The sequence below is a fragment of the Cupriavidus sp. 86D6 genome (assembly GCF_057815095.1).
In genome coordinates this window covers 289082-306494 of sequence record NZ_JBYPSB010000006.1, presented here as the reverse complement: position 1 = coordinate 306494, position 17413 = coordinate 289082, and the positions used below count along the sequence as shown (strand labels likewise).

General features: G+C 66.2%; 16 protein-coding genes. 2 read left to right on the top strand and 14 right to left on the bottom strand.

Going from position 1 to position 17413, the window contains the following annotated elements; translation table 11 throughout:
• Positions 1 to 222: 222 nt before the first annotated feature.
• From AC3G88_RS16930 to AC3G88_RS16880, 11 genes are all read right to left on the bottom strand, one after another.
• Complete coding sequence (locus AC3G88_RS16930) at positions 223 to 981, bottom strand: sulfite exporter TauE/SafE family protein (protein WP_488771741.1); 759 nt, start codon at positions 979 to 981, stop codon at positions 223 to 225.
• Positions 982 to 1095: 114 nt separating this feature from the next.
• Complete coding sequence (locus AC3G88_RS16925; protein ID WP_488893604.1) at positions 1096 to 1668, bottom strand: hypothetical protein; 573 nt, start codon at positions 1666 to 1668, stop codon at positions 1096 to 1098.
• Positions 1669 to 1958: 290 nt separating this feature from the next.
• Entirely contained in the window at positions 1959 to 3002 is a 1044-nt protein-coding gene (locus AC3G88_RS16920; RefSeq protein ID WP_400391432.1) for a branched-chain amino acid ABC transporter permease, read from the bottom strand.
• Entirely contained in the window at positions 3002 to 3886 is an 885-nt protein-coding gene (locus AC3G88_RS16915; RefSeq protein ID WP_153946321.1) for a branched-chain amino acid ABC transporter permease, read from the bottom strand. The genes AC3G88_RS16920 and AC3G88_RS16915 overlap by 1 nt, the downstream gene beginning before the upstream one ends.
• A gap of 165 nt (positions 3887 to 4051) precedes the next feature.
• Positions 4052 to 5260, bottom strand: coding sequence for an ABC transporter substrate-binding protein (locus tag AC3G88_RS16910; protein ID WP_488771739.1), 1209 nt, complete (start codon positions 5258 to 5260; stop codon positions 4052 to 4054).
• Positions 5261 to 5371: 111 nt separating this feature from the next.
• On the bottom strand, positions 5372 to 6109 hold the full coding sequence (locus tag AC3G88_RS16905; protein WP_061958431.1) for an ABC transporter ATP-binding protein: 738 nt from the start codon (positions 6107 to 6109) through the stop codon (positions 5372 to 5374).
• 1 nt (position 6110) lies between these two features.
• Entirely contained in the window at positions 6111 to 6884 is a 774-nt protein-coding gene (locus AC3G88_RS16900; RefSeq protein ID WP_153946319.1) for an ABC transporter ATP-binding protein, read from the bottom strand.
• 308 nt (positions 6885 to 7192) lie between these two features.
• A complete protein-coding gene (locus tag AC3G88_RS16895) occupies positions 7193 to 8860 on the bottom strand; it encodes a GMC family oxidoreductase (RefSeq protein ID WP_488771738.1) in 1668 nt (555 codons plus the stop codon).
• Positions 8861 to 8947: 87 nt separating this feature from the next.
• Positions 8948 to 9859, bottom strand: a complete 912-nt coding sequence (locus tag AC3G88_RS16890) for an alpha/beta hydrolase (protein ID WP_488893603.1) — start codon at positions 9857 to 9859, stop codon at positions 8948 to 8950.
• A 58-nt stretch (positions 9860 to 9917) separates the two neighbouring features.
• Positions 9918 to 10343 carry a Cu(I)-responsive transcriptional regulator gene (cueR, locus tag AC3G88_RS16885; RefSeq protein ID WP_488893602.1) on the bottom strand — a complete coding sequence of 142 codons (426 nt, stop codon included), beginning with the start codon at positions 10341 to 10343 and terminating at the stop codon, positions 9918 to 9920.
• Positions 10340 to 12826, bottom strand: coding sequence for a heavy metal translocating P-type ATPase (locus AC3G88_RS16880; RefSeq protein ID WP_488893601.1), 2487 nt, complete (start codon positions 12824 to 12826; stop codon positions 10340 to 10342). Before AC3G88_RS16880 ends, cueR begins: the two co-directional genes overlap by 4 nt.
• Before the next feature lie 186 nt (positions 12827 to 13012).
• On the opposite strand from AC3G88_RS16880, the gene AC3G88_RS16875 reads away from it, so the two are divergent.
• Complete coding sequence (locus AC3G88_RS16875) at positions 13013 to 13213, top strand: heavy-metal-associated domain-containing protein (RefSeq protein WP_400391454.1); 201 nt, start codon at positions 13013 to 13015, stop codon at positions 13211 to 13213.
• Positions 13214 to 13287: 74 nt separating this feature from the next.
• Here the strand turns inward: AC3G88_RS16875 and AC3G88_RS16870 are convergent, their stop codons facing one another.
• From AC3G88_RS16870 to AC3G88_RS16860, 3 genes are all read right to left on the bottom strand, one after another.
• Positions 13288 to 14013 carry an OmpW/AlkL family protein gene (locus AC3G88_RS16870; protein WP_153946313.1) on the bottom strand — a complete coding sequence of 242 codons (726 nt, stop codon included), beginning with the start codon at positions 14011 to 14013 and terminating at the stop codon, positions 13288 to 13290.
• 294 nt (positions 14014 to 14307) lie between these two features.
• Positions 14308 to 15279 carry a delta(1)-pyrroline-2-carboxylate reductase family protein gene (locus AC3G88_RS16865; protein WP_488893600.1) on the bottom strand — a complete coding sequence of 324 codons (972 nt, stop codon included), beginning with the start codon at positions 15277 to 15279 and terminating at the stop codon, positions 14308 to 14310.
• Between the two features lie 75 nt (positions 15280 to 15354).
• Positions 15355 to 16350 carry an aldo/keto reductase gene (locus AC3G88_RS16860; RefSeq protein ID WP_488893599.1) on the bottom strand — a complete coding sequence of 332 codons (996 nt, stop codon included), beginning with the start codon at positions 16348 to 16350 and terminating at the stop codon, positions 15355 to 15357.
• A 122-nt stretch (positions 16351 to 16472) separates the two neighbouring features.
• On the opposite strand from AC3G88_RS16860, the gene AC3G88_RS16855 reads away from it, so the two are divergent.
• Positions 16473 to 17405: a LysR family transcriptional regulator gene (locus tag AC3G88_RS16855; RefSeq protein WP_153946310.1), complete on the top strand. Its 933-nt coding sequence runs from the start codon at positions 16473 to 16475 to the stop codon at positions 17403 to 17405.
• The last annotated feature ends 8 nt before the right edge of the window (positions 17406 to 17413 follow it).

Genomic DNA, 17413 nt, shown 5'->3' with positions numbered 1-17413 from the left:
GCCGGGAACATCGAAGTTCGTCCCGTTTTTTTCCCGTCCTGCGCCATTACCCCCGGATTGCGCAGTTGCATTTCCCGACCGCGCGGTCGGGAATGCGAATCGAGTCTAACACAGCGATGTGATACGAAAAGGCCGGATTAACCCGCAGCGGCGCAGGCGCAACAGTCACGGGTTTTCATTGCCCCACGGGGCTTCCAGCCCGGTGCGGACACTTGCTGCGGCCTAGCGCAGGAACGCGTCGTAGGCGGTCTTCAGGATCAGCGCGCTGACCACCGCGATGAATACCTTGCGCACGAAGCGGCTGCCGTGCCGCAATGCCAGCTTGCTGCCCACCTGGCTGCCGGCCACGTTGGCCAGGGCCATCACGATGCCGAGCTGCCACCAGACATGGCCCTTCGCCGACAGCAGCAGCAGCGCCGCCAGGTTGGTGGCCAGGTTGACGATCTTGGCCGACGCCGACGCGTGCAGGAAGTCGTAACCAAACACGCGCACGAACACGATCATCAGGAAGCTGCCCGTGCCGGGGCCGAACACACCGTCGTAGAACCCGATCGCCGCGCCGGCCAGCAGCGCCGCCAGCCGTTCGCGGCCGCCCGACAGCACCGGCGCGTGCTCGGTGCCCAGGTCCTTCTTCACCACCGTATAGACCAGCAGGATCAGCAGCACGAAAGGCAGCGCCTTGCGCAGCGGATCGGCCGGGATCATCGTCAGCGTCCACGCACCGGCCATCGAGAAGACGAAGGCTGCCAGCGTCGCGGGCGCGGTGGCGCCCCAGTAGATCCGCACCTTGCGTGCAAAGCGGAAGGCAGCGTTGGACGTCCCGGCCAGCGACGCCACCTTGGTCGTGCCGATCAACGTCGCCGGCGACATGTTGGGATAGGTCGAGAACAGCGCCGGCACCTGCACGAGGCCGCCCCCGCCCGCCACAGCGTCGATCATGCCGGCCAGAAAAGCGGCGGCGGCCAGAAACACAAACTCCATGGTTGAACAGTCCGAACGGTCGAAAAAGCGTTGAAAGAAATCGAGGGATAGAAAGAACCGAAGCAGGCGGCAACGCGTCGCCTCGCCCGGGCGGGAAAACGGCCCCGCTGCGGGTCAGCCCAGCCGTTTCGGGGTGGGAACCAGGCTGCGCAGCCATAGGCCATCGGCATCGCGCTGAAAGCCCTGCGGCGGCCGCGCGGCGTCGGCCACCAGCCCGGGCGCCAGCCGGATATGGCGGATGCCATGGGCACGGCACCAGTCGGCCAGCAGCTGGCACGTCGCCTCGAGCCAGCCCGCCGCATCGGCGCCCGGCAGCCACCATTCGGCCACCATCGCCACGCGCCCGCCCAGCGACAGGCTGTGAACCAGCGTGACAGGCGTCAGGCAGGCCAGCGCGGTATCGGCTTCACCGGGTTCGCGCACCGCGTTGGTGCCGACGCCTAGCACGCAGATGCCATGGCCGCCCTGCTCCAGCAAGGCGTCCAGAGACAGCCGCCGGGCGCGCGCTTCGGGCACCGGCAGCGGCGCGCGCGCGTTCAGCCAGGCCTCGATGGCGGGACCATCGGCGCTGCCGCCAACGCGTATCTGATACTGCACTTTCTGGAAACCGGGGGATTCGGAAGGGGTGGACATGGCGCGGCCGAAGAAGCTGCCGGCATTGTCGCATGGGGGCTGGCGGGCGGTCATGCCGAAGATGCATCGGCCGCACATTCACGCCGGCGCGAGCCGCAGGCGGCGGTTTCCGGAAGCCAGAAATGAAAAAGGCGTTGCCGGGGATCACCCAGCAACGCCTCTTTATCGTATTGGCTGCTGCTACCCGACACCGGGTGCGCGCCTGTCGTCTCCTCGCTTCCGCCTCCAATTAACCTGCGAAAACCGTATATGCAATGTAACGAACCGGTGCGTATGAAACAAGTCAGCAATAACCCTAGCCCCAAAATCGGGCATGTCGCCCGATCTCCACTCGGGGTGGCCGGCTAGTGCTTGTCCGATTTTCGGCCAGTCAGCGCGATCAGCTCGCCCATGATGCCGCGTCGGAACGTCAGCACGCAGATCACGAAGATCACGCCGGTCACCATCGTCACCGACTCGCCCAGCGCGTTGAACCAGCCGATGCCGGTCAGGTTGGCCAGGAACGTGCCGATGTCGCCGAGCTTGTTTTCCAGCGCCACCACCACGAACGCGCCGACGATCGGCCCAGACAGCGTCCCCAGGCCACCCACCAGCGTCATCAGGATCACCGAGCCCGACATCGACCAGTGCACGTCGGTCAGCGTGCCGAAGCCCAGCACCAGCGCCTTGATCGAACCGGCCAGGCCGGACAGCGCCGCCGAGATGACGAAGGCCAGCAGCTTGAAGCGGTCGACGTCGTAACCCAGCGAGATCGCGCGCGGCTCGTTCTCGCGGATGGCCTTAAGGATCTGGCCGAACGGCGAGTGCACCGTACGCACGATCAGCGCGAAGGCAGCCACGATGATGACCAGCGCGACGTAATACAGCGTCATGTCGTCGGCCAGCGGCAACACGCCGAACAGCTTGCCGCGCGGAATGCCCTGCAGGCCGTCCTCGCCGCCCGTGAACGGCGCCTGCAGGCAGAAGAAGAACAGCATCTGCGCCAGCGCGAGCGTGATCATCGAGAAATAGATGCCCTGGCGCCGGATGGCCAGCGAACCCACCACGTAGCCGATCGCCGCGCCGGACAGCGTGCCGAACAGCAGGCCCAGCTCCGGCGTCACGCCCCACACCTTCATCGCATGGCCGGCCGCGTAGCCCGCGCCGCCGAAGAACGCCGCATGGCCGAACGACAGCAGACCCGTAAAGCCGATCAGCAGGTTGAATGCGCACGCGAACAGCGCGAAGCACAGCACCTTGAGCACGAACACCGGGTAGGCGCCGGCCAGCGGCGCCACGATCAGGCCCAGCAGCAGCAGGCCGTAGAGCACCTTCTTCTGCAATCCCGTCCCTTCCTTGAAGCCTTTGGCCTCGACGGCCACAGCCGTTTGTCCAGTCGGTCCGCTCATCACTTTTCCCTCCCGAACAGCCCGGCCGGGCGCAGCAGCAGCACGATCACCATGATGAAGAACACCACGGTCGACGATGCTTCCGGGTAGAACACCTTGGTCAGCCCCTCGATCACGCCGAGCCCCAGGCCCGTGATGATCGACCCCATGATCGAACCCATGCCGCCGATCACCACCACGGCAAACACGATGATGATCAGGTTCTGGCCCATCAGCGGCGACACCTGGATCACCGGCGCCGCCAGCACGCCGGCAAACGCCGCCAGCGCCACGCCGAAGCCGTAGGTCAGCGTCACCATCAGCGGCACGTTGACACCGAAGGCTTCCACCATCTTCGGGTTTTCGGTGCCGGCGCGCAGGTACGCGCCAAGCTTGGTCTTTTCGATCGTGAACCACGTGGCCAGGCACACCACCACCGACGCGGCCACTACCCAGGCACGATAGTTCGGCAGGATCATGAAGCCCAGGTCCGTGGCGCCCTGCAGCGCGTCGGGCGGCGAATACGGCAGGCCCGACACGCCGTAGATCGAACGGAAGATACCCTCGATGATCAGCGTGATGCCCAGCGTGAGCAGCAGCCCGTAGATGTGATCGAGCTTGTAGATCCAGCGCAGCATCGTCTTCTCGATGATGACGCCCAGCAGGCCCACCACGAGCGGCGACAGCACCAGCATCACCCAGTAGTTCAGGCCGGCGTATTCCATGCCGGCCCACGCCAGCACGGCACCGAGCATGAACAGCGCGCCGTGCGCGAAGTTGATCACGTTGAGCAGGCCGAAGATCACGGCCAGACCCAGGCTCAGCATCGCGTAGAAAGCGCCATTGACCAGGCCCAGCAGCAGCTGGGACAGCATGGCGGGTAGCGGAATTCCGAAAATATCCATGGGCGTCGATTGCCTATCTGTTTCTCCCCTCTCCCACGCGTGGGAGAGGGGTCGGGTGAGACGGTTCAGCGGTTCAAATCGAGACCTGTGTCGTCAGAATCGCCTGCCCTCTCCCCCCGCCCCTCTCCCGCACAGCGGGAGAGGGGAGCAAAACAACACAACAACTTACTTCTTCAGGATCGAGCACTTCGACTCGGCCACCGTCGTGAACGCCTGGTCGCCCGGGATCGTCGCCGCCACCTTCAGGTAGTCCCACGGCTTCTTCGAATCCGCCGGCGCCTTGACCTGCATCAGGTACATGTCGTGGATATTGCGGCCATCGGCGCGGATGTAGCTCTTGTTGTAGAAGTCGTTGATCTTCATCTTCTTGAGCTCGGCCATGACCTTGTCCGGATCATCGGTCTTGGCGGCTTCCACAGCCTTGAGGTACGTGCTGACGGCGGAATAGTCGGCGGCCTGCAGGCTGCTCGGCATCTTCTTCATCTTGCCGAAGAAGCGGTTCGCGAACTTGCGGGTGTCGTCGTTCATGTCCCAGTACCAGCTGTCGGTCATCAGCAGGCCTTCGGTGTTCTTCAGGCCCAGGCTGTGCACGTCATTGATGAACATCAGCAGGCCGGCAATCTTCATGCTCTTGGTGATGCCGAATTCCTTGGCGGCCTTGATTGCGTTGATCGTGTCGCCGCCGGCATTGGCCAGGCCCAGGATGTCAGCCTTCGATGCCTGCGCCTGCAGCAGGAACGACGAGAAGTCCGACGCCGACAGCGGGTGGCGCACCTGGCCCACCACCGTGCCGCCATTGGCCTTCACCACGGCCGCCGTATCGCTTTCGAGCGAATGGCCGAAGGCGTAGTCGGCGGTCAGGAAGAACCACTTCTTGCCGCCCTGCTTCACCACCGCGCTGCCGGTGCCCTTGGCCAGCGCCACCGTGTCATAGGCGTAGTGCACCGTGTACGGCGAGCACTCTTCATTGGTCAGGCGGGCCGTGCCGGCGCCGATGTTGAAGTAGACGCGCTTCTTTTCCTGCGCCACCTTGTTCATGGCCAGGCCCGTGGCGGAGTTGGTCCCGCCCAGCAGCATGTCCAGGCCCTGCTGGTCCATCCATTCGCGCGCCTTCGACGCAGCAATGTCGGCCTTGTTCTGGTGATCGGCGCTGACCAGTTCGATCGGCTTGCCCAGCACCTTGCCACCGTGATCCTCGATGGCCATCTTGATCGCTTCCAGGCCGCCCGGGCCGTCGATGTCGGCGTACAGGCCCGACATGTCGGTGATGTAGCCGATCTTCACGGTATCGTTCGATACCTGCGCCGAAGCGCCCCCTGCAAACGCGCCAAAGACAGTTGCCGCCACTGCGACAGCCAGCCGATTCATCTTCATGTCTTGTCTCCTGAGTTGCGGCGGCGTGCTGCCACCCGTTCCTGCCATCTCGTAAAAATACGATTCACACGATCCGGAATTACGACCCTGGCGCCGGTCGGGCGCAGCGGGTCATACCCCGAGCAGTTCATTCAGCACCGGCATCTTGGCCTGCAGCTCGCTGGCGGCAAAGCGTTCGACGATGGTGCCGTGCTCCATCACGTAGAAGCGGTCGGCCAGCGGTGCGGCAAAGCGGAAGTTCTGCTCCACCATGACCACGGTGTAGCCCTTCTTCTTGAGCATCAGGATCATGCGCGCCAGCGCCTGCACGATCACCGGCGCCAGGCCCTCGGATATCTCGTCGAGCAGCAGCAGATTCGCGCCCGTGCGCAGGATGCGGCCCACGGCCAGCATCTGCTGTTCCCCGCCCGACAGCCGCGTGCCCTGGCTCTGCTTGCGCTCGCGCAGGTTCGGGAACATCTCGTAGATCTCGGCCTCGCTCATGCCGGGGGTGTCGCCGCCCCTGGCGCCCTTGAGCACGGGCGGCAGCAGCAGGTTTTCCTCGCACGACAGGCTGGAGAAGATCGCCCGCTCTTCCGGGCAGTAGCCGATGCCGTAGTGCGCGATCTTGTGCGTGGGCAGGCCGATGGTCTCGTTGCCGTTGATCTTGATCGATCCCTTGCGCGCGCCGGTCAGGCCCATGATCGCGCGCATGGTGGTGGTGCGGCCGGCGCCATTGCGGCCCAGCAGCGTGACCACCTCGCCACGGTTCACGGTCAGGTCCACGCCGTGCAGGATGTGCGATTCGCCGTACCAGGCGTGCAGGTCCTTGATCTCCAGCGCGGGGACATTGGATGCGTTCGTGCTCATCTCAGTGCGCCCCCTGCAGTTCGGCGTCGGCGGTGCCCATGTAGGCTTCCATCACGCGCGGGTCCTTCGACACCTCGGCGTACGGCCCTTCGGCCAGGATGGCGCCACGTTGCAGCACCGTGATCTTGTCGGCGATCGACGACACCACGTTCATGTTGTGCTCGACCATCAGGATGGTGCGGCCGGCAGAGACCTTCTTGATCAGCTGCGTCACGCGGTCCACGTCCTCGTGGCCCATGCCCTGCGTGGGCTCGTCCAGCAGCATCAGCTCGGGCTCCATCGCCAGCGTGGTGGCGATCTCCAGTGCGCGCTTGCGGCCGTACGGCAGGTTGACGGTGGTGGTCTCGGCGAATTCGGTCAGGCCCACCTGGTCCAGCAGGTCCATGGCGCGCGCGTCGAGCACGTCGAGCGACCGCTCGCTGCGCCAGAACTGGAACGCGGTGCCCAGCTGGCGCTGCAGGCCGATGCGCACGTTCTCGCGCACGGTCAGGTGCGGGAACACGGCGGAAATCTGGAACGACCGGATCACGCCGCGCCGCGCAATCTGTGCGGGCTTCTCTCGCGTGATGTCGATGCCGTTGAAAAGGATGGTGCCCGTGGTGGGCTCCAGGAATTTGGTGAGCAGGTTGAAGCAAGTGGTCTTGCCCGCGCCGTTCGGTCCGATCAAGGCATGGATCGAGCCGCGCCGCACCTGCAGGTTGACGTCGCTCACCGCAGTGAACCCCTTGAATTCCTTCGTGAGGTTCTTCGTTTCCAGGATGATTTCCTGAGTCATAGTCTCCTGCCCGCCCTCTTGCTGCTGCCAGGTTGTGCCCGGCTACTGACAATGGTCCGAACTGCGGCGCTTTGTCGCCATGTTTGCCGCTTTAGGTATTGGTGGGAACGGTGCGGCTACCGTGGATACGCGTGCGCCAAGTGAAGGCTGCGGCACCGTATACCGGCGACTATTGTGTGCGCCTGCTGCGTCGCAAAACATCGGGGTTTGCACTAGGCGTAATACATTAACGACGTGACGGCAACGCGATGTGCGAAGCCGTACCGACGTCTGCGGGCGTCGGCTTCGCCAGGTATCGTGGAAGACCCTTACGCCGACACCGACGTGACGATTTGCGGCGTATTTGCTGCACCGCTCGCGCGGGCCTTGCGGTCGGCGCGGATCATGTCGCTGGCCCGCTCGGCAATCATGATCGTCGGCGAATTGGTATTGCCCGAGGTAATCAGCGGCATGACCGAGGCGTCCACCACGCGCAGTCCGGCGATGCCGCGTACGCGCAGCCGGTTGTCGACCACCGCCTCGGCGTCGTCCCCGGCGCCCATGCGACAGGTGCCCACCGGATGGAAGATCGTAGTGCCGATGGCGCCGGCCGCCTCTGCCAGCTGCTCGTCGGTCTGGAACGCAGGGCCCGGCAGCCATTCGCTGGGCTGGTATGGCGCCAGCGCCGGCGATGCGACGATGCGCCGGGTCAGTCGGATCGAATCGGCGGCCACCTTGCGGTCGGCCTCGGTCGACAGGTAGTTCGGCGCGATCCGCGGGGCGCGGCGGAAGTCCGCATTGTCGATATGCACGCTGCCGCGCGACGTGGGCCTCAGGTTGCAGACGCTGGCCGTGAAGGCATTGAAGTCGTGCAGCGGGTCGCCAAACTTGTCCAGCGACAGCGGCTGCACATGATATTCGACATTGGCGCGCGCCTGGCCCTCGTCGCTGCGCGCGAACGCGCCCAGCTGCGACGGCGCCATGCTCATCGGCCCGCTCTGGTTGAACGCGTACTGCAGGCCGATGCCAAGCTTGCCCCACCACTTCGACGCGCGCGTATTGAGCGTGCGCACGCCTTGCACCTTGATGACGGTACGCAGCTGCAGATGATCCTGCAGGTTCTCGCCCACGCCGGGCAAGGCATGGCGCACGCGAATGCCCAGCGCCTGCAGCCGTTCCGGCTGGCCGATGCCCGACAGTTCCAGCAACTGCGGCGAATTGATCGCACCGGCGGCCAGGATCACCTCCTCGGTGGCCCGCGCTTCCAGCTGCTGGCCGCCGCCCACGTACTGCACGCCGGTGCAGCGCCTGCCGTCGGGCGAATCGAAGACCAGGCTGCTGACCTGGGCGCCTGTGACAATGGTCAGGTTGGGCCGGTCCGACGCCTTGCGCAGGAATGCCTTGGCCGTGTTCCAGCGAATGCCGCGCCGCTGGTTCACCTCGAAATAGCCCACGCCGAAGTTGTCGCCGCGGTTGAAATCGCTGGTGCGCGGAATGCCGGCCTGCTCGGCGGCGTCGATGAACCGCTCCAGGATGTCCCAGTGCAACCGTTGCCCTTCCACGCGCCACTCGCCGCCTGCGCCGTGGAATTCGTTGGCGCCGCGATGATGGTCCTCGCTACGCTTGAACAGCGGCAGCACGTTGTCCCAGCGCCAGCCGTCGTCCCCGGTGATGCGTGCCCAGTCGTCGTAATCCTCGCGCTGCCCGCGCATGTAGATCATGCCGTTGATCGACGAACACCCGCCCAGCACGCGGCCGCGCGGGTATCCCAGCGAACGGCCATTGAGGCCAGCCTCTTCGACGGTGCGGTACAGCCAGTCTGTGCGCGGATTGCCGATGCAGTACAGGTAGCCCACCGGAATATGGATCCAGTGGTAGTCGTCCTTGCCGCCCGCTTCGAGCAGCAGCACGTTGACATCGGCGTCCTGCGTCAGGCGGTTGGCCAGCACGCAGCCGGCCGAGCCCGCGCCCACGATGATGTAGTCGTACGTCTCCATATCCCTTGCTTCCTTTGCCGGCCCTGAGGGCGCTTTTTTTTCTTGTGGAATGCCGGGCATCATCGCACGACTTGGCAGCGGCCGTCGTCAGGGCTTTGCCGGATTCTCCAGGTGCCGGCGAAGCCAGTCGGTCAGTGCCGCGAAGACCTCGCCGCGCAACGGCTCGGCCTCGTTGAATATCTCGTGAAAACCAGTCTCGAACCACGCCATCTCGCGCAGGTCCTCGGGCGCGTGGCCGAAAAAGGTACGGCTGCCCTGCGGATCGACGATGCGATCGGCGCCGCCCACCAGCATCAGCATCGGGGCTTCCAGCCGCGGCGCGTCAGCCTGCGCCTGCGCCATGCCGCGCAGGAACGACTCCAGCACGCTGGCGCTGATCGACGCCTGCACCAGCGGATCGGTACGATAGGCACGCGCCACTTCGGGGTCGTGCGACAGCAGATGGGCGTCGATGGGATTCGGCACACGCATATGCGGCACCAGCGCCAGCAGCACGCGATGCAGCGTGAGCATAGTGTTGGACAACTTCAACGCCAGCGCTGGCGACGACAGGATCAGCGCCCGGATCGGCCGCACGCGGGACGTCGCAAAACGTGCCGCCACCAGGCCACCCATGCTGTGGCCCAGCACGATCGGCAGTTCGTGCCATTGCCGCACTGCGGCATCGTGGATTTCGGCCAGGTCGTCGAGATAGCTGTCGGGATGCGGCGCCACCATGCGCGGGCCGCCGCTCGCGCCATGGCCCCGGTGGTCGTAGGCCCGCACGCGCAGCCCCAGCGCGCACAACGCGGCCGCAACATGCGGATAGCGGCCACTATGCTCGGCCAGTCCGTGCACAAGCAGGACGGTGCCAAGGGGCTCGGGAAAGTGCTGCGGATCGGGCAGCCAGGTACGCAGCAGCAGTTCGGTGCCATCGCGCATGCGCTGGCGCGATTCGGTCGGCGCAATGGCGGGCGCCGGCGCGGAAGCCAGCGCAAAGGCGGTCACAGGCTCGTTCATCCCAATCTCTCCTTGTTGGGACCTGCTTGTCGTGATGCTGCGGATGGCTAGCCTGCAGTCAGGCGTGGCATGCCGGACAACCCGGCGCTTCCGACGCCTCCGACGCCATGTCGGACAGGATCGGGCAATCGGGCCGGTCGTCGCCGCTGCAGGCCTCGGCCAGTGCGCGCAACGTGTCGCGCATGGCGGCCAGCTCGGCAATCTTGACCTCCAGTTCCGCCACGTGCCGCAGCGTCAGCGCCTTCACGTCGGCGCTGGCCCGCCCGCGATCATGCCAGAGCGACAGCAGGTTGCGAATCTCGTCGAGCGAGAAGCCGAGATTACGGGCGCGCCGCACGAAGCGCAAGGTATGCACCGCCCGTTCGTCGTAGCGGCGATAGCCGCCCTCGCTGCGCGGCGGCGCATCGACAAGGCCGATCGATTCGTAGTGGCGGATCATCTTGGCGGATACGCCCGAGGCCTCCGCCGCTTCTCCGATATTCATCTTGCCTCCTTGGCTTGCTGGCCCGCCAGCGGGTGCCAGCGGCGCAGCAGCAGCGCGTTGCTGACCACGCTGACACTGGAGAACGCCATGGCGGCGCCCGCCACCACCGGATTGAGCAGCCCCGCCACGGCCAGCGGTATGCCGATCACGTTGTAGATAAAGGCCCAGAACAGGTTCTGGCGGATCTTGCGCACGGTGCGGTGCGACACCGCCAGCGCATCGGCCACCAGCGCGGGATCGCCACGCATCAGCGTGATGCCGGCCGCGTGCATCGCCACGTCGGTGCCCGTGGACATCGCAATGCCGACATCGGCCGCCGCCAGCGCCGGCGCGTCGTTGATGCCATCGCCCACCATCGCCACCACGGCGTTGCCGTCAGCCCGCAGCGCCGTCACGCGGGCGGCCTTGTCCCCGGGCAATACCTCGGCCTGCACGTCGTCCAGGCCCAGCACGCTGGCCACGCGGGCCGCCGCGCCGGCGTTATCGCCGGTCAGCATCACGGTGCGGATGCCGGCCTCGCGCAGCCGTGCGATGGCGGCCGCCGCGCCCGGCTTCAGCGCATCGCCAAACGCCACCAGCCCCAGCACGGAAGGCGTCGCGGCGTCGATCAGCCACGATACCGTGCGCCCTTCGCCACGCAGGCGTTCGGCATCGGCCTGCAGTGCACCCGCATCGGCGTTCAGCGACGCGCGCAGCCCTTCGCTGCCCAGTTGCAGCGCCTGCCCCGCCACCACGCCGGCAATGCCGCGGCCCGGCAGCGCGCGCACATCGCTGGCCACGGGCGCCGCAATACCGCGTTCGGCCGCCAGCGCCACCACGGCGCGTGCCAGCGGATGCTCGCTGCCGGCCTGCAATGCCGCGAGCTTTTCCAGCAGTGCGTTGTCATCGCCATCGGCGGCGTGCAGCGCGACCACCTCGGGCTTGCCGACGGTCAGCGTGCCGGTCTTGTCGAACGCCACGATCGACACGCGATGCGCCACTTCCAGCGCCTCGGCGTCCTTGATCAGGATGCCTGCGCGCGCACCGGCGCCGGTGCCCGCCATGATCGCGGTCGGCGTGGCCAGGCCGAGCGCGCAGGGGCAGGCGATCACCAGCACCGCCACTGCGTTGAGCAGCGCCTGGCTCCAGTCGCCGGCAATCACGCCCCAGCCCAGCAGCGTGGCCAGCGCAATGCCCAGCACCACGGGCACGAACACCGCGCTGACCTGGTCCACCATGCGCTGGATCGGCGCCTTGGCTGCCTGCGCGTGCTCGACCATGCGGATGATCCTGGCCAGCACCGTCTCGGCACCCACGGCCACGGTACGCGCCACCAGCAGGCCCTCGAAATTGATCGATCCACCGGTCAGCCGGTCGCCCGGCCGCTTCGGCACCGGCAGCGACTCGCCGGTCAGCATCGATTCATCGGCATGGCTGGCGCCGGTTACCACTTCGGCATCGACCGGAATCCGCTCGCCGGGCCGGACGACGATGTCGTCGCCCACGCGCACGTCGGCCACCGGCACGGTCTGCTCCACGCCGTTGCGGACCACGCGCGCCGTATCGGGGCGCAGGGCGGCCAGCGCGCGGATGGCGTCGGCGGTCTGGCGCTTGGCGCGGACTTCCAGCCATTTGCCAAGCCGCACCAGCGTGATCACGACCGCGGCGCTTTCGAAGTACAGGTGAGGCATGGCGCCGGGCTCGGCATCGAACATCTGCCAGATCGACAGCGCATAGGCGGCCGACGTACCCAGTGCCACCAGCAGGTCCATATTGCCGGCACGGGCGCGCACGGCCTTGTAGCCGGCCTTGTAGAAGCGCCAGCCGAACACAAACTGCACCGGCGTGGCCAGCAGCCATTGCAGCCAGCCCGGCAGCATCGCGTGGATGCCGAACCATTCCAGCACCATCGGCGCCACCAGCGGCAGCGACAGCGCGGCGGAGATCGCCACGGGCCACGGACCGGACCAGAAATCGGACCGCCGTGCTTCCGTACCCCATGCAGCGGCTGCCGCATCGACCACCGGCCTGGCACCATATCCGGCGCGCGCCACAGCCTCGGCAAGTGCCGCCGCATCGGCTGTGCCGCGCAGCACCGTCACCGTGGCCCGCTCGGTAGCCAGGTTGACCTGGGCGTCCTGCACGCCGGGCACGGCACGCAGCGCACGCTCCACGCGGCCCACGCATGACGCGCAGGTCATGTCCGCGATGGCGAGCTCGACCTCGTCGCGCGGCACGTCGTAGCCCGCATCGGCCACGGCCTGCGCGGCGGCGTTGAGTGCGGCGCCGCTGTCGACATGGAGCGTGGCCTGCTCGGTGGCCAGGTTGACGGCCACGTCATGCACGCCGGGCACCTTCGCCAGCGCACGCTCGACGCGGCCCACGCACGACGCGCAGGTCATGCCCTCGACAGGCAGGCGCCACTCGGCCGCACCAATGGCATTCCGGGTGGCATTCGGCGTGGTGTTCGGGACGGAACTCAGGGACGACGCAGGGGTGGACATGGGCGAAATCCGGCAAGGCGCACGGGGCGCGACAACTGTACTGTGGACCTTACCATCATTGGAAGGTCAAGGCCGGGGGCGTTATTTCGGCGTCACCATCGCGGGCTTGCGCTTCCCACGGTGGGAAGGTTCATACTGCTTCCGAAAGTCGTTTCCAGTCTCAAATCGTTCACAAGGAGTCACACCATGATCCAGTTCCAGGTCGAAGGCATGTCCTGCAACCACTGCGTCGGCGCGATCACCCGCGCGGTGCAGGCCGTCGATCCGGCCGCCCAGGTGGCCGCCGACGTGCCGGCCCAGTCGGTCAAGGTCGAATCGGCCGCGGATCGCCAGGCGCTGCAGCAAGCCATCGAGGATGCCGGCTACCCGGTGAAGTCGGCGGCCTGACATCGGGCCGCGCCAATGATAAAGGGCACCCCGGGGGTGCCCTTTTCGCCATCTGGCGTCTGGTCCGTGACGGATCAGAACTTGTAGCCGACGTGCAGGAACGTCACGACCGGATCGATCTTGATCTTGGTGTGCGACTCGACCTTGGCGCCATTGGCCAGCGTGGTGGTGAAGTGAGCCGTGGACGAGATCGGCACGTACGACACCGAGAAGCCGAGGAACCACTTCTCGTTGATCGCGTAGTTCGCGCCGACGTTGAACACCGGGTTCCACGACGAACTGGCGGTCGCCGTCATGGTCGAGCCCGGGCCAAACTCGCGCTGGACGAAGGTCTGGTTCGTGACCGTCTCGCCGGTGAACCAGGTGTAGTTCACACCCACGCCGACGTATGGGCGGAACTTGGTCTTGGCGTCGAAGAAATGCCACTTGGCGACGATCGCCGGGCTCCATTGACGCACTTCGCCAAGCTTGCCGTACTGGGCATAGCCGCGGTCGCCGCTGACATCGTGCTGGGGCGGGATGCCCACGACGAATTCGGCCGAAATGTTGTCGGTGAAGAAATGCCCGAACGTCAGGCCGGCGGTATCGGCGCCGTCGATCTTGGCGCCGGTGTTCGGGCGCTGCACGCCAGCCGGACGGCCACCGATCGAATCGATCGTCAGCAGTTGCGAGTCGCCCGTCGGCATCACGCGCATCCAGCCCAGACTCACCACGTTAGTGCCCGCGGACTGGGCCTGTGCGGCGCCAGCCATTGCCATGGCGGCACCCGCCATCAGCATGTTCTTATAGATCTTTTTCATTGTTCCTCTTACTCCGTCCTCTTTCTTCTGAATACAGCCACTGCTGGCGGCAATTATCCTGCGGCACTTGCGCGGACTGTTTCATACACGGGGCGGGATGATAGAAGAAATGCCCTAAAGACAGGGTTAACCCAAAAGGCGGACACGGATTTCGGCGTTTTTGCATCCAAAACGACGCGTCAGCACAACGGTTCTGTTTCACAAATGAAAAACCACTCGATGCGAGTGGTTTTTTGACTGCATAGCCGAATGCTCAAACAGGCGTTCGGACGGGATGCGGGCGCCAGCCCCGCGTCACTTCTGGCTGGCCAGGATGCAGGCAGCCAGGTCCCACAGCGCATAGCCCACGCTCTTGAACACCAGCGGACTGCCTGTTCGCGTACGCAGGGTGTCGGCATCGAGAATGGCCGTCTCGAACGGCTGCACCGTATTCCAGTCGATGCCCGCCTGCAGCAGGTCGCCTGCTTCGTCTTCGATACCGAACAGCGTGTCGGCCAGCAGACGGCCCCGCGCCGATGCCGTTTGGCACAGTTGCGGCGGCAGTTCGCACATGTCGGGCCGGAATGCGCCGACGGCCGCGACGAAATGGCGGTCGGTCCAGAGGCCGCTGTCCACATCGGGCAGCACCGGCGTCCGGCTCGATGTCACGGTGACCACCATCGACACCCGGGGCAGCACCGCCGCGACATCGTCGATCACGTCGGCGGCCACGCCCAGCGCCCGCGCTTGCGCAGCCAGCGCGTCGGCCTTGTCGCGCGTGCGCGACTGCAGCCAGACCTTGCGCACGGGCAGGCCGGCCACGAACGCTTCGAGATGGGTTTGCGCCTGCACGCCCGCGCCGACGATCAGCAGTTCCCCGTCAATCATCGGTGCGAACGATTGCGCTGCCAGCAACGATACGGCGGCGGTGCGCCGCCCGGTGACGGTCGGGCCGTCAAGCATGGCGATCCGCTCGCCGGTATGCGCGTTGGCCACCACCACTTCGCCGAGGATATTGGGCAGGCCCCGCTGCGGATTGCCCGGATGGACGGTGATGTTCTTGGTCATCACGATGTCGCGGTTGCACGCCGGCATCACCAGCAGCGTGCCCTGCCCGCGCGCGGCGTCGCCCACGGGCAGCGCAATGCGCGGCGGCGCCATCGCGGTGCCGTCGCGCAGTTCGCCCAGCATCGATCCAATGGCCCGGGCAAGCGCGGGATACGGCAGGCGTGCCGCGGTGGCGGCGGCATCCAGGGCAGTCAGGGGGACGGTCGGCTCGGCAGTCATCGGTGGGGGCCCGTACAGGCAAAAAGAGGCGAAGGCCGACATTGTCACCCGGCCGGCCCCGTTGCCGGACCCCGATCAGCGCGACAGCAGCGACATCACCTGTTCGGCGTAGCGCGTACCCGCCGCCGCGCCCAGCGGGAACACCGCGTCGATATCGGCCAGGTCCCGCGCAGACAGTGTGACGTTCAGTGCGCCCAGATTGTCGTCGAGATTGGCGATCCGGCGCGTGCCGGGAATCGGCACCACCTGCTCGCCGCGCGTCAGCACCCAGGCCAGCGCCAGTTGCGCCGCCGTGCATCCCTTGGCTGCCGCCAGTTCGCGCACGGCATCCACCAGCTTCAGGTTGCGCGCGAAGTTTTCGCCCGTGAAGCGCGGATTGGTACGGCGATAGTCGTCCGGCGCGAAATCGTCGGGCGTACGGATGGCGCCGGTCAGGAAGCCGCGCCCCAGCGGGCTGTATGGCACAAAGCCGATGCCCAGCCGCTGGCAGGTGGCCAGGATGCCGTTCTCGTCCACGTCGCGCGTCCACAGCGAGTATTCGGTCTGCAGGGCCGTCACCGGATGCACCGCATGGGCGCGCTCGATGGTGGCCGTGCCGGCCTCGGACAGCCCGATCCACCGCACCTTGCCGGCCTTGACCAGATCGGCCATCGCGCCGACGGTCTCCTCGATCGGCGTGTCCGGGTCTACGCGATGCTGGTAGTACAGGTCGATATGATCCACGCCCAGCCGCTTCAGGCTGGCATCGCAAGACGCCCGGACATACTCGGGACGGCCATTGGCGCCGCGCGCCCCCGGGTTGGCGGGATCGCGCACAATGCCGAACTTGCTGGCCAGTACCACCTTGTCACGGCGTCCGGCCAATGCCCGGCCCACCAATTGCTCGTTGGTGTGCGGACCATAGATATCTGCCGTATCGATAAAGTTTACGCCTTTATCGATAGCGTAATGAATCGTACGAATGGATTCGGCGTCGTCGTGGTCGCCATAGAACTCGCTCATGCCCATGCAGCCCAGGCCAAGGGGAAAGACTTCGGGGCCAACCTGCCCCAGTTTGCGCATTGCCGTCATCGGGAGACTCCTTGTGGTTTCAGGTCACGGCGGGCACCGGAACAAACAGCACGTCCCAACCGGATGAGCGCCAGTATCGCCATCCCACGCATTGGGAAACAGCGTGCTACGCTGCACGCATCATGAAGCCTGACTTCACAATTGACCCGGATTCCCTGCCCGCGCTGGCCGCCTTCACCCGCGTGGCGCAACTTGGGGGTTTCACCGCCGCTGCTGCTGCCCTGGGCGTCAGCCCTTCGGCGATTTCGCAGACCGTGCGCCATCTGGAAGACCGGCTTGGCGTGCGCCTGCTCCAACGCACGACGCGCCGCGTGGGCCTGACGGAGGCTGGCGCGGCGCTGCTGGCGCGCGTGGCACCGGCCCTGGCCGAAATCCATGCCGCCACCGACGACGTACGCCAGCAGCGCGACGTACCGGTGGGCACGTTGCGGCTGACAAGTTCGCATTCGGCGGTGGTCATCGCGTTGCGGCCGATCCTGACCGATTTCATGCGTGCGTACCCGTCGATATGCGTCGATCTGGTGACCGACGACCGCTTCATCGACCTGATCGCCGAAGGGTTCGATGCCGGCCTGCGCCTGGGCGAAGCGCTGCAGCAGGATATGGTCGCGATTCCTGTGACAGGCCCGCTGCGCATGGTGGTAGCCGCCTCGCCCGACTACCTGGCCGCCCATGGCACGCCGGAAACGCCCCATGACCTGCATCGGCATGCGTGCCTGCAATATCGTTTCGGGCCCATGGGGTCGATGTACCGTTGGGAATTTTCGCGCGCGGGCGGCCGCCCGTTCACCGTCGACACCCGCCCCGCGCTGATCGCCAACGACAAGACCATGCTGCATCAGGCCGCACTGGCAGGGCTGGGGCTGGTGTACGAGTTTCCGCACCATATCGCCGGGGCGCTGGCGTCGGGGGCGCTGGTCACCGTGCTCGATGCCTGGACGCCGCCGTTCTCGGGCTTCTACCTCTACTACCCAAGCCGCGCGCTGATGCCGCCCAAGCTGCGCGTGTTCGTCGATTTCCTCAAGGCGCGCGAACTGCCGCAATCCCCGCTGTAGCCTCCGGC

What these genes read in the sequence shown, in the direction of transcription:
- AC3G88_RS16865 (WP_488893600.1), bottom strand. Translation starts at nt 15,279, where the DNA reads ATGACTGCCGAGCCGACCGTCCCCCTGACTGCCCTGGATGCCGCCGCC.
- AC3G88_RS16890 (WP_488893603.1), bottom strand. Translation starts at nt 9,859, where the DNA reads ATGAACGAGCCTGTGACCGCCTTTGCGCTGGCTTCCGCGCCGGCGCCC.
- AC3G88_RS16860 (WP_488893599.1), bottom strand. Translation starts at nt 16,350, where the DNA reads ATGACGGCAATGCGCAAACTGGGGCAGGTTGGCCCCGAAGTCTTTCCC.
- AC3G88_RS16880 (WP_488893601.1), bottom strand. Translation starts at nt 12,826, where the DNA reads ATGTCCACCCCTGCGTCGTCCCTGAGTTCCGTCCCGAACACCACGCCG.
- AC3G88_RS16930 (WP_488771741.1), bottom strand. Translation starts at nt 981, where the DNA reads ATGGAGTTTGTGTTTCTGGCCGCCGCCGCTTTTCTGGCCGGCATGATC.
- AC3G88_RS16870 (WP_153946313.1), bottom strand. Translation starts at nt 14,013, where the DNA reads ATGAAAAAGATCTATAAGAACATGCTGATGGCGGGTGCCGCCATGGCA.
- AC3G88_RS16875 (WP_400391454.1), top strand. Translation starts at nt 13,013, where the DNA reads ATGATCCAGTTCCAGGTCGAAGGCATGTCCTGCAACCACTGCGTCGGC.
- AC3G88_RS16900 (WP_153946319.1), bottom strand. Translation starts at nt 6,884, where the DNA reads ATGACTCAGGAAATCATCCTGGAAACGAAGAACCTCACGAAGGAATTC.
- cueR (WP_488893602.1), bottom strand. Translation starts at nt 10,343, where the DNA reads ATGAATATCGGAGAAGCGGCGGAGGCCTCGGGCGTATCCGCCAAGATG.
- AC3G88_RS16855 (WP_153946310.1), top strand. Translation starts at nt 16,473, where the DNA reads ATGAAGCCTGACTTCACAATTGACCCGGATTCCCTGCCCGCGCTGGCC.
- AC3G88_RS16895 (WP_488771738.1), bottom strand. Translation starts at nt 8,860, where the DNA reads ATGGAGACGTACGACTACATCATCGTGGGCGCGGGCTCGGCCGGCTGC.
- AC3G88_RS16925 (WP_488893604.1), bottom strand. Translation starts at nt 1,668, where the DNA reads ATGACCGCCCGCCAGCCCCCATGCGACAATGCCGGCAGCTTCTTCGGC.
- AC3G88_RS16910 (WP_488771739.1), bottom strand. Translation starts at nt 5,260, where the DNA reads ATGAAGATGAATCGGCTGGCTGTCGCAGTGGCGGCAACTGTCTTTGGC.
- AC3G88_RS16905 (WP_061958431.1), bottom strand. Translation starts at nt 6,109, where the DNA reads ATGAGCACGAACGCATCCAATGTCCCCGCGCTGGAGATCAAGGACCTG.
- AC3G88_RS16915 (WP_153946321.1), bottom strand. Translation starts at nt 3,886, where the DNA reads ATGGATATTTTCGGAATTCCGCTACCCGCCATGCTGTCCCAGCTGCTG.
- AC3G88_RS16920 (WP_400391432.1), bottom strand. Translation starts at nt 3,002, where the DNA reads ATGAGCGGACCGACTGGACAAACGGCTGTGGCCGTCGAGGCCAAAGGC.